Source organism: Pseudomonas sp. NBRC 111131, assembly GCF_001320525.1.
In the GTDB taxonomy this organism is placed as follows: domain Bacteria; phylum Pseudomonadota; class Gammaproteobacteria; order Pseudomonadales; family Pseudomonadaceae; genus Aquipseudomonas; species Aquipseudomonas ceruminis.
The window spans coordinates 149,279-161,432 of the sequence record NZ_BCBH01000012.1 but is presented as its reverse complement, the minus strand read 5'-3'; the positions used below and the strand labels follow the sequence as shown (position 1 = coordinate 161,432).

Annotated in this window: 11 protein-coding genes; 7 read left to right on the top strand and 4 right to left on the bottom strand. The window is 63.1% G+C overall.

Annotation, left to right across the window (positions count from 1 at the left end; genetic code table 11):
• Positions 1-138: 138 nt before the first annotated feature.
• Complete coding sequence (locus APH34_RS13935; RefSeq protein ID WP_054901610.1) at positions 139-501, bottom strand: hypothetical protein; 363 nt, start codon at positions 499-501, stop codon at positions 139-141.
• Between the two features lie 17 nt (positions 502-518).
• A complete protein-coding gene (iacA, locus tag APH34_RS13930; RefSeq protein ID WP_054901609.1) occupies positions 519-1,688 on the bottom strand; it encodes an indole-3-acetate monooxygenase in 1,170 nt (389 codons plus the stop codon).
• 532 nt (positions 1,689-2,220) lie between these two features.
• Between iacA and APH34_RS13925 the strand changes: the two genes are divergently transcribed.
• The 5 genes from APH34_RS13925 (at position 2,221) to APH34_RS13905 (ending at position 7,696) form a co-directional block, all read left to right on the top strand.
• The gene (locus tag APH34_RS13925; RefSeq protein ID WP_054901608.1) at positions 2,221-3,144 is read left to right on the top strand and encodes a LysR family transcriptional regulator; all 924 of its coding nucleotides are present in this window, start codon (positions 2,221-2,223) and stop codon (positions 3,142-3,144) included.
• Positions 3,145-3,267: 123 nt separating this feature from the next.
• The gene (gene yghU, locus APH34_RS13920) at positions 3,268-4,107 is read left to right on the top strand and encodes a glutathione-dependent disulfide-bond oxidoreductase (RefSeq protein ID WP_054901607.1); all 840 of its coding nucleotides are present in this window, start codon (positions 3,268-3,270) and stop codon (positions 4,105-4,107) included.
• A 136-nt stretch (positions 4,108-4,243) separates the two neighbouring features.
• Entirely contained in the window at positions 4,244-5,947 is a 1,704-nt protein-coding gene (locus APH34_RS13915; RefSeq protein WP_054901606.1) for an amidase, read from the top strand.
• A gap of 151 nt (positions 5,948-6,098) precedes the next feature.
• Entirely contained in the window at positions 6,099-6,782 is a 684-nt protein-coding gene (locus APH34_RS13910) for a transcriptional regulator (RefSeq protein ID WP_054901605.1), read from the top strand.
• Complete coding sequence (locus tag APH34_RS13905) at positions 6,779-7,696, top strand: pyridoxal-phosphate dependent enzyme (protein WP_054901604.1); 918 nt, start codon at positions 6,779-6,781, stop codon at positions 7,694-7,696. Before APH34_RS13910 ends, APH34_RS13905 begins: the two co-directional genes overlap by 4 nt.
• Positions 7,697-7,747: 51 nt before the next feature.
• On the opposite strand, the gene APH34_RS13900 is transcribed toward APH34_RS13905, so the two are convergent.
• A complete protein-coding gene (locus APH34_RS13900; protein WP_054901617.1) occupies positions 7,748-8,206 on the bottom strand; it encodes a metallophosphoesterase family protein in 459 nt (152 codons plus the stop codon).
• 235 nt (positions 8,207-8,441) lie between these two features.
• Between APH34_RS13900 and APH34_RS13895 the strand changes: the two genes are divergently transcribed.
• A complete protein-coding gene (locus APH34_RS13895; RefSeq protein WP_054901603.1) occupies positions 8,442-9,539 on the top strand; it encodes a carboxynorspermidine decarboxylase in 1,098 nt (365 codons plus the stop codon).
• A gap of 33 nt (positions 9,540-9,572) precedes the next feature.
• A complete protein-coding gene (locus APH34_RS13890) occupies positions 9,573-10,817 on the top strand; it encodes a saccharopine dehydrogenase family protein (RefSeq protein WP_054901602.1) in 1,245 nt (414 codons plus the stop codon).
• A 209-nt stretch (positions 10,818-11,026) separates the two neighbouring features.
• On the opposite strand, the gene APH34_RS13885 is transcribed toward APH34_RS13890, so the two are convergent.
• The gene (locus tag APH34_RS13885) at positions 11,027-12,073 is read right to left on the bottom strand and encodes a class I SAM-dependent methyltransferase (protein ID WP_054901601.1); all 1,047 of its coding nucleotides are present in this window, start codon (positions 12,071-12,073) and stop codon (positions 11,027-11,029) included.
• Between the last annotated feature and the right edge of the window lie 81 nt (positions 12,074-12,154).

The following is a 12,154-nucleotide window of genomic DNA, read 5'->3' as shown; positions in this document are numbered from 1 at the left end:
GATCTTTTCCAGCTCGGCGTCGAACAGCGCCGGGTCGGTGTAGAGGGAGGTGTGGACGCGGTCGGGCTGTACCAGCTCGGCCGGGTCGATCGCCAGGTTGACGGCGGGGATCAGGTGGCTCACGGCATATTCCTCACATCAGGCGCGCTGGATGATCAGTTCGCGGCCAACACGGGCCTCGACCTTGGCGTAGCGCCACAGTTTGTAAGGCCCCTCGCCCACCGCCGTGGTGCGGAACAGATTGCAGGCCGCGTGCACGGTTTCGATGTCCGGCACGTCGGCCAACAGGTAGGTGGTCCAGGGGTAGCCGTCGGAGGGGCCGACCATGCTCTGGTCGTCGTCCATGTTGCCCAGCACGTGCACCCCGGCCAGGTCGTGAATACCGTTCCACATCGCGCTGAAGGCGGCCCACACGTGCAACTGCTCTTCACGCGGCGCATCGAAGAAGTTCTGGTTGATGCCCATGCAGAACAGCACGCGCAAGGTTTTCTTATCGCTCATGACAAATATCCCGAAAGTTACAAGTAGCCCGGAAGGGGTTGTTTACCGAAGAACATCGCCCCGGCGTTCTGGTAGGTGACGTCGCCCATGAAGGCGTGCTGGGTGACCACCTGGGCATCGTTGACACAACGGGCCAGCGGGCTTTGGTTGTAGATGCCGGTCATGCCCGAGAGCATCTGCGCGCTGCGGGCCACCTCGGCCGCCACCCGCGCGGCATGGGTCGAAGACAGGCGCAGCAGGTTGGTCACCTCGACCGGCACCGGGTCGCCCGCCAGCACGTGCTCCCAGGCCCGCTCGATGGACTCGTAGAAAAATGCGCGGGCCGAGCGCAGCGCGGCCTCGGCCTTGGCCACATCGACCTGGGCCAGCGGCCGGTCTGCCAATGCCGGAGCGCCGGTCACCGAAATACGTCCGCTGGCCATGCCCGACAGTTCGTCCAGCGCGGCACGGGCAATGCCCAGGCCGACCACCGACAGCACCTGGGTGGCGAACGACAGCGACGGGTAACGGAAGAACGGCTCATCCAGGTTGGGCTTGCCACCGCGCACGAAGGTCCACTGCTCGCCCACCACCACATCCTCGACCAGCAGGTCGTGGCTGCCGGTTCCGAGCAGGCCTACGGTGTCCCAGGTCTCTTCGATGCGCGCCTGGTGGCGTGGCATCACTGCCAGGCGCGGCAGGTCAAGCTTGTCGCCGTTGCGCGGGGCGATACCGACGCCAACGATGTCGGCGCCCACAGAGCCGCTGGAGTACTTCCAGCGACCGTTGACCTTGAAGCCACCGGCAACGATTTCAGCAGGCTGCGGTGGGAAGATGCCGCCGGCGAAGACAGTATCGGGGCTATTGCGGTAGATCTCGGCGATGGTCTGCAGTGGCAGCGCGGCCAGATACACCGGGCTCATGCCAAAGCTGGCCACCCAACCGGCCGAGCCGTCGGCATGGGAGATGCGCTCAATCATCTCGCAGAACGCGCCCGGGGAGCATTCCAAGCCACCGAAGCGTTTGGGCACCAGGGCGCGGTACACACCGTGGGCCTTGAAGGCATCGATCACATCGCGGGAAATGTGGCGCTGGCGATCGAACTCACCCAGTCGGGCTCGATCACGAACACCCTCAAGCAGGGCCTCGAAGGCAGGGCCGGAGGCAAGCGCCGACACGGGCGCGGCACGCAGGCAAAGCGAATCCATGGACATTCTCCGTCTCAGGCGCGGTTCTTGTACTGATGCTTGTAGGAAATGGCAGGCGGCGAAATGGCTGAGCTGGCTAAGGGCAAGCGGCGGCCACGCAGGGGAGCAAAGGCGGGTTCGGGCGGCATGGTCTGTCTCTCTTGTTTTGTGTGCCGGTGGCGAAAATTTGCGATCAATTACGTGAATTGTCAATTGAATTTTCACGCTTAAAAACACACAACGCTCCTTGATATCAGCCGCAAATCCGTCCTAAAACTATGTTATTTCCTTGAATTAAAAGTGTTTTTTGCATGAAAGACTAAGGCAGCTACACAACCAAAAAAACTAACCGGGCACGCGAATATGCAGAAAAATTTTTAGTCCACTTTTCACATGATTTCGAACAGAAAAAAGCTGGTGTAGGATGGCCTGGCATGGAGCACGACTACGCCGGCCAACCCGCGCCGCGCCTAAAAACAACAATCAAGCCAGCCCCCGCCAGGACCGACGGGGACACGCCAATGCCTGCCGTGATTACCCCGAGGTCGAGGTCATGCCCACCCGCCATATCGATCTGCAGGACCATCGCCTGCGTTACCTGCACCTGAGCCATGACAAAGGCTCCATGCGCGCCGCCGCCGAAGCGCTGGGCGTCGCCACCTCTTCGGTCAGCCGGCAGATCGCCAGGCTGGAGCAAGAGCTGGGCATCGAACTGGTGCGCCCCGGCACCCACCGCATCAGCCTGACCACTGCCGGTGAAGCGGCCGTGGACTACTACATCGAACGCATCCGCCAGCACGCCCAGTTGGTCAGCCGCCTGGACGAACTGCGCGACCAGCAGCAGACCTCCACCGTGATTGCCATCGGCGAAGGCCTGCTCGGCGCCCGGGCGATCAACTCGCTACAAGGCTTCTTGCAGGCTCACGGGGCCCATAAAGCCGAAATCATCAGCGCGCCGTCGCTGGAAGTGCAGCGCATGGTGATGGCCGACCAAGCGCACCTGGGTGTGGTTTTCGCGCCCAGCCCGACTGCGCGCCTGACCCGGCTTTTCAGCCTGGCGCAACCGCTGCGCATGATCGTTCACCGCGACAGCCGGCTGGCCAAGCGCACTACCGTCACCCTTGAGGAGGTCGCCCGCGAATCGCTGGTGCTGCCCGGGGCCAACTTCCGCGTACGCGAGCTGGTGGATGCCGCCTGCAAGGGGCATGGCTTCAACATCGTGCCAACGCTGACCTCCAATTCGCTGGCGGTGATCCTCGATTTCGTCCGTTCTGGACTGGGCGCGACGTTACTGGCCGAATTGCCGATCATCGACGAGCTCAAGTACGGTACCTTCAAGGCACTGGCCATCGATTGCCAGGCAATGAACGCCACTGATATCCAGATCGTCACGCGCCGTGGCCGCACGCTTGACGGCATGAGCCGAGCCCTGGCCACCGAGATGGCCAAGGCAGTGCGTATGGCCGCGCATCCATGACCAAGCCACCCGCATGCAGCTGGCGCGTGCAGCCAATGCAATTGCGCAGCGGTGCGAACCCATGGCATAGATGCAGGTCCACGTCTGTACGTGACCGTCTTGCGCGTTTGAAGGAGTCCATGCATGAGCAAGCCACCCTATGTTCCGCCCAAAGTCTGGCGCAACGACGCAGCCTCCGGCGGCCAGTTCGCCAGCATCAACCGGCCGATCGCCGGCCCGACCCACGACAAGGAACTGCCTGTCGGCAAGCACCCTTTGCAGCTGTACTCGCTGGCCACCCCCAACGGCGTCAAGGTCACCATCCTCCTTGAAGAGTTGCTCGCCCTTGGCCACAGCGGTGCCGAGTACGACGCCTGGCTGATCCGCATCGGCGAAGGCGAGCAGTTCTCCAGCGGCTTTGTGCAGGTCAACCCCAATTCGAAGATCCCTGCCCTGCTCGACCGCAGCGTCGAGCCGCCTGTGCGGGTGTTCGAGTCGGGGTCGATCCTGCTGTACCTGGCGGAAAAATTCGGCGCGTTGCTGCCCAAGGCTGCGCCAGCCCGTGCCGAGAGCCTGAACTGGTTGTTCTGGCAGATGGGCTCGGCGCCGTATCTGGGCGGTGGTTTTGGCCACTTCTATGTGTATGCGCCAGAGAAGTTCGAATACGCCATCAACCGTTTCACCATGGAGGCCAAGCGCCAGCTGGATGTGCTGGAGCGGCGCCTGGCCGAGAGCCGCTACCTGGGTGGCGACACGTACAGCATCGCCGATATCGCCGTGTGGCCATGGTATGGCCAACTGGTGCGCGGCAACCTGTATGGGGCAGCGGAGTTCCTGGCGGTGCATGAGTATCCGCACGTGCAGCGTTGGGCCGAGGAGATCGCCCTACGCCCGGCCGTGCAGCGCGGTACCCGGGTCAACCGTACCTGGGGGGACGAAGACAGCCAGGTGCCCGAACGGCATTCGGCGGCGGACCTGGATTGAGTCCACAGGGGCCGCCATGCGGCCCCAACAGTGCCCCGTTGCAAAAAACCATTTCTCCTGCGCAAGCCTGCTTCCCCCGATCCCTTCTTGTACACTCCTCGCAAACGCCCCCACCTGCACAATTTTTGGTGAAAGCATGATCGAGGTAACCGAGGTTTCCATTGCCGAGCTGCGCGACGCGCTCCAAGCGGGCCGCACGACGGCGGTCGAGCTGGTCAAGGCCTACCTGGCGCGTATCGACGCCTACGATGGAGCCGACACCACCACTGCCCTGAATGCCGTGGTGGTCCGCAACCCTGAAGCGCTCAAGGAAGCCGAGGCTTCCGACGCACGCCGCGCCCGTGGCGAACTGCTCGGCCCGCTGGACGGCATCCCCTACACCGCCAAGGACAGCTACCTGGTCAAGGGCCTGACCGCCGCGTCCGGCAGCCCGGCATTCAAGGACCTGGTCGCCCAGCGCGATGCGTTCACCGTCGAGCGCCTGCGCGCCGGCGGCGCCATCTGCCTGGGCAAGACCAACATGCCGCCCATGGCCAACGGTGGCATGCAGCGTGGCGTCTACGGCCGCGCTGAAAGCCCGTACAACGCCAACTACCTGACCGCGCCGTTCGCCTCCGGCTCGTCCAACGGCGCCGGCACCGCCACGGCAGCGAGTTTCAGCGCCTTCGGCCTGGCCGAAGAAACCTGGTCGAGCGGCCGCGGCCCTGCCTCGAACAACGGCCTGTGCGCCTACACCCCCTCGCGTGGCGTGATCTCGGTGCGTGGCAACTGGCCACTGACGCCGACCATGGACGTGGTGGTGCCCTACGCCCGTACCATGGCCGACCTGCTGGAAATCCTCGACGTCGTGGTTGCCGACGACCCTGACACCCGCGGCGACCTGTGGCGCCTGCAACCCTGGGTGCCGATCCCGGCCGCCTCCTCGGTACGCCCGGCGTCCTACCTGGACCTGGCAGTGGATACCAGCGTTCTCAAGGGCAAGCGATTCGGCGTACCGCGCATGTACATCAACGCCGACCCCGAAGCCGGCACTTGCGAAAAACCCGGCATCGGCGGCCCGACCGGCCAGCGCATCAAGACCCGCGACTCGGTCATTGAGCTGTGGCAACAGGCCCGCCAGGCCCTCGAAGCCGCCGGCGCCCAAGTGCTGGAAGTGGACTTCCCACTGGTATCCAACTGTGAAGGCGACCGCCCGGGTGCCCCTACCGTGTACAACCGTGGCATCGTCAGCAAACAGTTCCTGCATGATGAGTTGTGGGAATTGTCCGGCTGGGGCTTCGACGACTTCCTGCGCGCCAACAACGACCCCAAGCTCAACCGCCTGGCCGACGTCGATGGCCCACAGATCTTTCCGCACGATCCGGGCACCCTGCCCAACCGTGAGGACGACCTGGCGGCAGGTATGGACGAGTATGTCAACATGGCCAAGCGCGGCCTGAAGACCTGGGACCAGATCGAAACCCTGCCCGACGGCCTGCGCGGGCTGGAGAAAACCCGCAAGCTGGACCTGGAGGACTGGATGGACGCCCAAGGCCTGGATGCAGTGCTGTTTCCCACCGTCGCCGATGTAGGCCCGGCCGATGCCGACGTCAATCCTGCATCAGCGGACATCGCCTGGAGCAATGGCATCTGGGTGGCCAACGGCAACCTCGCTATCCGCCATTTGGGCGTACCCACGGTGACCGTGCCAATGGGTGTGATGGCCGACATCGGCATGCCGGTGGGGCTGACCTTCGCCGGCCAGGCGTACAGCGACAACAATCTGTTGAAATTCGCTGCCGCGTTCGAATCGACCGGCTCGCGCCGCATGATCCCGCCGCGTACCCCAGCACTGGGCTGAACCTTTCGGGGCCGCGATCAGCGGCCCCTTCCGGTCTCCGCCCGGCGAGCTACCTCACACCCTGTTAATCCCTCGATGGGCCTGTAGAGGCCGCTCGCCAAATTCAACATTCTGTGTAACTATCAACAAATCGTTGATAAAGGATGTTGGCATGGGCCTATCGGTAAGCCACGAACGACAGCTCACCCTCACTGTACTGAAAGCCGCCATCCAGGCGCTGGGCAGCGTCGCTGCGCGTAACATGGAAATCCTCCTGCATGACCTTGACCACCCGGAACACTCCGTGGTGGCGATCGTCAACGGCCATCTCTCTGGCCGTGTGGTCGGCAGCCCGATTCTCGCGGCCCCTGAACAGGACCAAGGCTTCAAAGCCCTGATGCAGGCCCCTGCCAGCCAGCAGGGTTGCGAGCCTGTGGTGTTGCCCGACTACCCTACCACCCTCAAAGGCCGCACCCTGCGCAGCGCCACCGCGATCTTTCGCGACAGCACCGGCCACCCGTTCGCCAGCTTGTGCATCAACACCGATGTCACCGACCTGGACGCCGCATTGAGCTTTCTCCAGCAGTTGCAGCCAGTGGGCGCCGTAGCGGCCCCGGTCAGCACAAGCGAACCCGCTGACATGGCACTGCTGATGGGTGAGATCATTGAAGATGCGCTGCAGCGCACGGGCCAGGCCCGCATGAACAGGCAGGCGAAGGTGGAGGCTGTACGAGTGATGCAGGAGCGCGGCCTGTTCATCGTCAAGGGTGGCGTGGAGAAGGCTGCAGCGGCCCTCGGCGTGACCCGATATACCATTTACAACTACCTTGAACATCTACGCGGAGCGAGCCAATGACCCTGCATATCCAGACACCCCTGATCGAATCCCGCCCGCTATCGCTGGCCGCCAGCCGAACGGTCTGGCTCAAGCTCGACGCCCTGCAGCCCTGCGGTTCGTTCAAGCTGCGCGGGGTGGGCCATGCCTGCGAAGTCCACCATGCCCGTGGTGCGCGGCACTTCGTCTCCTCGTCCGGTGGCAACGCCGGCCTGGCAGTGGCATACGCCGGTCGCAAACTCGGCGTGCCGGTGACGGTCGTGGTACCCGAGACCACCACCGAGCGGGCCAAGGAGCTGTTGCATCAGGAGGATGCAAAAGTGGTGGTACATGGCAGTTCCTGGCAGGAAGCCAACGCCCTGGCCCAAACGTTGATCGGGCCGCACGATGCCTTTATCCACCCGTTCGACGACCCACTGCTGTGGGCCGGGCATGCCAGCCTGATCGATGAAGTCGCCGCTACCGGCTACAAGCCTGATGCCGTGGTGCTGTCGGTGGGCGGCGGTGGCCTGCTCAGTGGCGTTGTGGAAGGCCTCAAGCGCAACGGCTGGGATGATGTACCGGTGGTGGCAGTGGAAACCGAAGGCGCGGCCTCGTTGCATGCGGCGGTACAAGCCGGTCACCCGGTGGAGCTTGAGCGCCTAGCTTCGGTGGCGACCTCGCTGGGCGCCAAGCGTGTGGCCGACCAGGCCATGGCCTGCGTACGCGAACATCCCGTGCACAGTGTGCTGGTCAGTGACCGCGCGGCGCTGCAAGCGTGTGAGCGTTTCCTGGCTGACCATCGGGTGCTGGTGGAACCGGCCTGTGGAGCGGCGTTGGCGGTAACCTACGAGGCGGGGAAACTGGACGGTTACAGTAATGTACTGGTCGTGGTTTGTGGCGGCGCTACGGCGACACTGGAGCAGATCCAGGCGTGGTTGAAGCAGGTCGATTGAGGCAGCATCCTCCGGCCGCCTCACAGGCTTGTCCGCGAAGCGGCCGAGAGGTCAATCCAGTAACCCAATGATCTGCGGCACCAGCACCTCCCCTTCAATTTCAATCACCGCCACGGTCACCGGCAGTTTGAACCGCCGTGGCCCGGCGCTTCCCGGGTTCAGGTACAAACGCCCTTCGCGCCAGTCGATCATCGGCTTGTGCGAGTGCCCGGTGATCACTACCTGTACCGCTGCGTCCAGTTCATGCGGCACATCGGCAATGTCGTGCACCAGCAGGGTTTGTCGGCCTGCCAGGTCGAAGCGCAGCTCATCGGCCAGCTGCGCCGCCCACGGCAGTTTCAAATCGTTGTTGCCGCGCACCACCCGCAATGGCGCCAGTGCCTCGAGCACTTCGAGCACCTGCGGTTTGCCGATGTCGCCGGCATGTACGATCAGCTCGCACCCCACCAGCGCGTCAATCGCTTCGGGGCGCAGCAACCCGTGCGTGTCGGCAATGACCCCGATCTTCATGCCCATCCCCCGTCCTTGAGTGTTCTGGTACGGCTGCTCATCGGAATCTCCTTGTTCTGCCTGCCCGCTATTAGGATGTTCACACAGGCGTGTTCCAATGAGTTTGTCGCACGGGGGAAAATTCCCTCACGCTGACCGCAAGCTCGACGAAATGCGCATCTCGCCCTTTCGATATGCGGCAAGGGAAGGCACAATGCGTGTCCTTTTTTTGGCCGGCCTGGCCGGGGGCCTTTAAATGATCAAGACGCCGTACTACCTCATCGATAAAACCAAGCTGCTGAGCAACATGGAGAAGATCGCCTACGTGCGCGAACACTCCGGTGCCAAGGCACTGCTCGCCCTCAAGTGCTTCGCCACCTGGTCGGTGTTCGACCTGATGCAGCAGTACATGGACGGCACCACCTCTTCGTCGCTGTATGAGCTCAAGCTCGGCCGCCAGAAGTTCGCCGGCGAGACCCATGCCTACAGCGTGGCCTGGGCCGACGACGAGGTCGAGGAAATGCTCGAGAACTGCGACAAGATCATCTTCAACTCGATCGGCCAGTTGCAGCGCTTCGCCGAGCAGTCCGAGGGCAAGGTCCGCGGCCTGCGCGTCAACCCGCAGGTGAGCAGTTCCGACTACCTGCTGGCCGACCCGGCGCGCCCGTTCAGCCGCCTCGGTGAGTGGGACCCGGAAAAGATCGAGAAAGTGATCGCGCAGATCTCCGGCTTCATGTTCCACAACAACTGCGAGAACGGTGACTTCGGCCTGTTCGACAAGATGCTCACCCACATCGAAGAGCGTTTCGGCCACCTGCTGCACAAGGTGGAATGGGTCAGCCTCGGTGGCGGCATCCATTTCACGGGTGAAGACTATGCGGTCGATGCGTTCTGCGCGCGCTTGAAGGCGTTCTCGGAACACTACGGCGTACAGGTCTACCTGGAGCCTGGCGAAGCCGCGATCACCAACAGTGCCTCGCTGGAAGTGACCGTGCTCGATACCCTCTACAACGGCAAGCACCTCGCCGTGGTCGACAGCTCGATCGAAGCGCACCTGCTCGACCTGCTGATCTACCGCCTCAACGCCAAGATGGCCCCCAACGATGGCGAGCACACCTACATGGTCTGCGGTAAATCGTGCCTGGCCGGCGACATCTTCGGCGAGTACCAATTCGATCGTCCGCTGGCCATCGGCGATCGCCTGTCGTTCATCGACACGGCGGGTTACACCATGGTCAAGAAAAACTGGTTCAACGGTCTGAAAATGCCTTCCATCGCGGTCCGACAGCTCGACGGCAGCGTCGAACTGGTGCGCGAGTTCGGTTTCGAAGACTACGTTTCCAGCCTGTCGTAAGACCGGCCCCAAAAGTAAGGAGCAACAGGTAAATTGAAGAAGAACGTTCTTATCATTGGTGCAGGAGGTGTCGCCAAGGTGGTGGCCCACAAGTGCGCGCAGCATAACGACGAACTGGGTCGTATCGCTATCGCGTCACGGAACATCTCCAAATGCCAGGCCATCATCGACAGCGTCAAGGCCAAGGGTAGCCTCAAGGTACCCGCCGACATCCAGGCCTTCTCGCTCAACGCCCTCGATGTCGAGGCGACCAAGGCACTGATCCGCGAGACCGAATCGCAGATCGTGATCAACGTCGGTTCCGCCTTCCTCAACATGTCGGTGCTGCGTGCCTGCATCGATACCGGTGTGGCCTACCTGGACACCGCGATCCACGAAGAACCGGGCAAAATCTGCGAAACCCCGCCCTGGTATGGCAACTACGAGTGGAAACACCTGGAAGAGTGCCAGCAGAAGAACATTACCGCCATTCTCGGCGTCGGTTTCGACCCGGGTGTGGTGAACAGCTACGCCAAACTGGCGCAGCAACAGTATTTCGACCGCATTGATTCGATCGACATTCTCGACGTCAATGCGGGGTCCCACGGCAAGTACTTTGCCACCAACTTCGACCCGGAAATCAACTTCCGCGAGTTCACCGGGCAAGTGTGGAGCTGGCAGAACAGCCAGTGGACCAGCAACACCATGTTCGAGGTCAAGCGTACCGACGACCTGCCGGTGGTGGGTTCGCAGAACCTGTACCTGACCGGCCACGACGAGGTGCATTCGATCTCGAAGAACCTCGACGTGCCGAACGTGCGCTTCTGGATGAGCTTCGGCGAACACTACATCAACGTGTTCACCGTGCTGAAGAACCTGGGCCTGCTCTCCGAGCAGCCGGTCAAGACCGCTGAAGGCCTGGAAGTGGTGCCGCTGAAAGTGGTCAAGGCCGTACTGCCAGACCCGGCCTCGCTGGCCCCTGGCTACACCGGCAAGACCTGCATCGGTGACTTGGTCAAAGGCACCAAGAATGGTCAGCCGCGCGAAGTGTTCATCTACAACGTGGCCGACCACGAAGAAGCCTACGCCGAGACCGACAGCCAGGGTATTTCCTACACCGCCGGTGTACCTCCAGTGGCCGCTGCGCTGCTGGTCGCCCGTGGCGAGTGGGATGCCAAGCGCATGGTCAACGTCGAAGAGCTGCCAGCCGAGCCGTTCCTCAAGGCCCTGGACGTGATGGGCCTGCCGACCCGCGTGAAAGATGAAAAAGGCGATCGTCCTTGGGACGCCGAAGCCTAAGCAGCAAAAAGAAGAAAGGGCGCCTACTGGGCGCCCTTTCTTTTTGTCTGTCGGCCGTGGGTGGCGGGGTCTAGCGCTTGCCAGCGCCCAAACCTGTGGGAGTGGCGTCGTCCTGCGAAACAGGCAGCGCGGTGGCTGGCACCGGCTTCGCCAGTGTTCGCGGGGCACGCCCGCCCCACAGAAACTGGGTCAACTTCTGCCGGAAAAACCTACTTCCTCGCCTCCAGAATCAGATTGAACGGCGTTTGCGTTGCGCGCCGGAAACGTGTGAAGCCCGCCTCCTCGAACACCGCGCGCAACCGCGCTTCCCCCGCTTGAGCGCCCAGCCCAAGCCCGACCTCCTGGGACAGCGAGTTGGGTGTGCAGATGAACGTCGATGCCGCATAGAACAAGCGCCCCACCGGCGTGAGATTGCCGTCGAGCGAATCTTCGGCATAAGGCTCCACCAGCATCACCGTACCGTCAGCCTTCAACGCACGGTAGGCGTGCCGGGCAGCGCCAACCGGGTCGCCCATGTCATGCAGGCAATCGAAGAAACACACCAGGTCATGATCATGGCCTGGATAATCCTTGGCCGAGGCCTGCTGGAAACTCACCCGCTCCGACACACCCGCCTCGCCGGCGCGCTCGCGAGCCGTGGCGATGGAGGGCGCGTGGTAGTCGTAACCGACAAACCTCGAAGCCGGATAGGCCTGCGCCATGACCAGGGTCGAAGCCCCATGCCCGCAGCCCACGTCCGCCACCTTCGCCCCGGCCTGCAGCTTGGCAACCACACCCTCCAGCGCCGGTAGCCATTCAGCCACCAGGAACGTCCGATAGCCAGGCCGGAAGAAGCGCTCAGTACCACTGAACATGCACGGGTGATGGTCGCCCCAGGCCAGCCCGCCGTCACCGCGCATGGCCGCCACCAGCTTGTCCTTGTCGTGGAACAGCGCCGCCACCACCGCCGCGCCACCGGCCATGTAGGCCGGGGAATCCTCCAGGGCCAGCGCCATGGCCTGTTCCTCGGGCAGCACGAAACTGCCCTTGTCATGCACCATGTACCCAGAAGCGGCCTGAGCGTTGAGCCATTCGCGCACCAACCGGGGGTGGCAGCCGGCCTTTGCCGCCAGTGCCTCGGGTGTTATCGGCTGGCTGTCGGCCATGGCCTTGTACAGCCCCAGTTCGTCACCGAGGATCACATTGGCCAGGGTCGCCGCAGCGCCCATGTCGCCCACCAGCTTACCCATGAAATCGTGAAGCCTTGCCTCGTCCATGACCTGCCCTCCTCTGCAAGAAGGCCACCGTCAGCGAGGGATGTCCGGTCCGGGGAGGCGGTGGTCGGATGAATGGTGAGG

What these genes read in the sequence shown, in the direction of transcription:
- APH34_RS13935 (WP_054901610.1), bottom strand. Translation starts at nt 501, where the DNA reads ATGAGCGATAAGAAAACCTTGCGCGTGCTGTTCTGCATGGGCATCAAC.
- iacA (WP_054901609.1), bottom strand. Translation starts at nt 1,688, where the DNA reads ATGGATTCGCTTTGCCTGCGTGCCGCGCCCGTGTCGGCGCTTGCCTCC.
- APH34_RS13925 (WP_054901608.1), top strand. Translation starts at nt 2,221, where the DNA reads ATGCCCACCCGCCATATCGATCTGCAGGACCATCGCCTGCGTTACCTG.
- yghU (WP_054901607.1), top strand. Translation starts at nt 3,268, where the DNA reads ATGAGCAAGCCACCCTATGTTCCGCCCAAAGTCTGGCGCAACGACGCA.
- APH34_RS13915 (WP_054901606.1), top strand. Translation starts at nt 4,244, where the DNA reads ATGATCGAGGTAACCGAGGTTTCCATTGCCGAGCTGCGCGACGCGCTC.
- APH34_RS13910 (WP_054901605.1), top strand. Translation starts at nt 6,099, where the DNA reads ATGGGCCTATCGGTAAGCCACGAACGACAGCTCACCCTCACTGTACTG.
- APH34_RS13905 (WP_054901604.1), top strand. Translation starts at nt 6,779, where the DNA reads ATGACCCTGCATATCCAGACACCCCTGATCGAATCCCGCCCGCTATCG.
- APH34_RS13900 (WP_054901617.1), bottom strand. Translation starts at nt 8,206, where the DNA reads ATGAAGATCGGGGTCATTGCCGACACGCACGGGTTGCTGCGCCCCGAA.
- APH34_RS13895 (WP_054901603.1), top strand. Translation starts at nt 8,442, where the DNA reads ATGATCAAGACGCCGTACTACCTCATCGATAAAACCAAGCTGCTGAGC.
- APH34_RS13885 (WP_054901601.1), bottom strand. Translation starts at nt 12,073, where the DNA reads ATGGACGAGGCAAGGCTTCACGATTTCATGGGTAAGCTGGTGGGCGAC.